The organism is Paenibacillus sp. OT2-17, from assembly GCF_009827695.1.
In the GTDB taxonomy this organism is placed as follows: Bacteria; Bacillota; Bacilli; order Paenibacillales; family Paenibacillaceae; genus Paenibacillus; species Paenibacillus polymyxa_B.
On sequence record NZ_WUDQ01000769.1, the window covers coordinates 1 to 1400 of the forward strand.

The 1400-nt window shown below is 47.8% G+C and carries 3 protein-coding genes; 1 reads left to right on the forward strand and 2 read right to left on the reverse strand.

Annotation, left to right across the window (positions count from 1 at the left end; genetic code table 11):
- Positions 1 to 553, reverse strand: a 553-nt coding sequence (locus tag GRP75_RS26955; RefSeq protein WP_160790888.1) for an AzlC family ABC transporter permease, incomplete at its 3' end; no start/stop codon positions are given.
- 154 nt (positions 554 to 707) lie between these two features.
- On the opposite strand from GRP75_RS26955, the gene GRP75_RS26960 reads away from it, so the two are divergent.
- On the forward strand, positions 708 to 881 hold the full coding sequence (locus GRP75_RS26960; protein WP_160790889.1) for a hypothetical protein: 174 nt from the start codon (positions 708 to 710) through the stop codon (positions 879 to 881).
- A gap of 73 nt (positions 882 to 954) precedes the next feature.
- On the opposite strand, the gene GRP75_RS26965 is transcribed toward GRP75_RS26960, so the two are convergent.
- Positions 955 to 1400 (reverse strand): MFS transporter (locus tag GRP75_RS26965; RefSeq protein WP_160790890.1); only part of this gene is annotated, 446 nt, incomplete at its 5' end.

Sequence of the window (1400 nt, forward strand, 5' to 3'; positions counted from 1 at the left end):
GGGCAAGAAACATCGCTGGCAAGGCAAAGTCCAGACCAAAAGCCTCCGGCCGGGAAATCCAGTTCCCGAGAACCCCTCCCGCTACACAGGATGCAATCCAGGCGAGATAAGCTGTAATATTAAGCCCGTTCATCCAGCGGTCACTGACCTGCCCGCCTTTAGCCAATTTATCCGACGCTACTCCAAAGGATTCGTCCGTCAAAAGAACACCGATGCCTATGTTTTTCCACAATGAATATTTAGAAAAGTAAGGAGCCAGCGACGCACTTAACAGCAGATGACGAGCATTCACAATGAAAGTCGTTAAAATAATAACGGATGGAGGACTGGCTGCAGCCAGCATCGAGCACATGATAAACTGGGAGGCTCCTGCGTATACAAGCGCCGACATGAAGGCAATTTCCATGGTGCTAACCCCTGATGAAGCGCCCACAATGCCTGCCGCAAACCCAATACATACATAACCGAGCAATGTAGGAATACAATCTTTAACCCCTTGTAAAAAGCTGAGTGAATCGTGCTTCGTTCCGCTCAACTCCGAAGCTATGGACATTTTAACCTTACCCCCAGTGTATAAATTTTATAATAGTATATAACGTAAGTTGTAAAGCATCAATATATTATACGTTTGTATGTTATGCTGAATAGTTCCTACAGGAGAATTGCTCTTAAAAAGCTGTTGTACTGTTGACAACCCAATGAAGGCTATGTATTTACCAAAAAGGTTCGGTCGTGTTCCGGTTCCAGACGATTTGGCAGCAGCCAGTCATCCAAAAGTGGTGTTCAAATGTGCTCCCGATGAGCTCTTCGAAATGGAAAATGAGCAAGAACTGATGATGAACCAAAGCAGCTCGGATGTGTTCATACAAGGGCTGTTTTGACTGAATGGGGAACTCGTAAAGAAAGGGCGTCCCAGTCAGTTCATGACTTATGGGACAACCCTAAGGTGGTGATTTATATAAGCTCCTGCCGCTTTTTCAGATATCCGTAGAGAATGATTCCCGAGATCGCGCAGATGGCTGCGCATAGACCGATAACTCCATATCCCGCCTGAAGTCCGCGCAGTATGCCAAGCTCAGTGGTTGCGCCATAGACTATCTTGACCCCTTCGATTACCCAGCCGATCACATAGTTGCCAATGACACTACCTATGCCCATCAGCGTGACGACGAACGTAATAGCTGTATCACTGTCCTTCGGATATCTCCTTGCTATGAACGCCATCACGGTCGGATAGATCATTGCAATACCTGCACCCGATACGGCAAAGAGAAACGCCAGTCTCTCTCCACCCGCGATTGCTGCGAACGTACATATCGCTGAGAAGGCGGAGAATAGAATCGTCGAAAGCACGAACCCCATCCGGTCTGTGAGTGGACCAAGCAACAGGCGCCCCAACG

Bases quoted from the DNA above. Each gene is read 5' to 3' on its own strand.
- GRP75_RS26960 (WP_160790889.1), top strand. From the start codon at position 708: ATGTATTTACCAAAAAGGTTCGGTCGTGTTCCGGTTCCAGACGATTTG.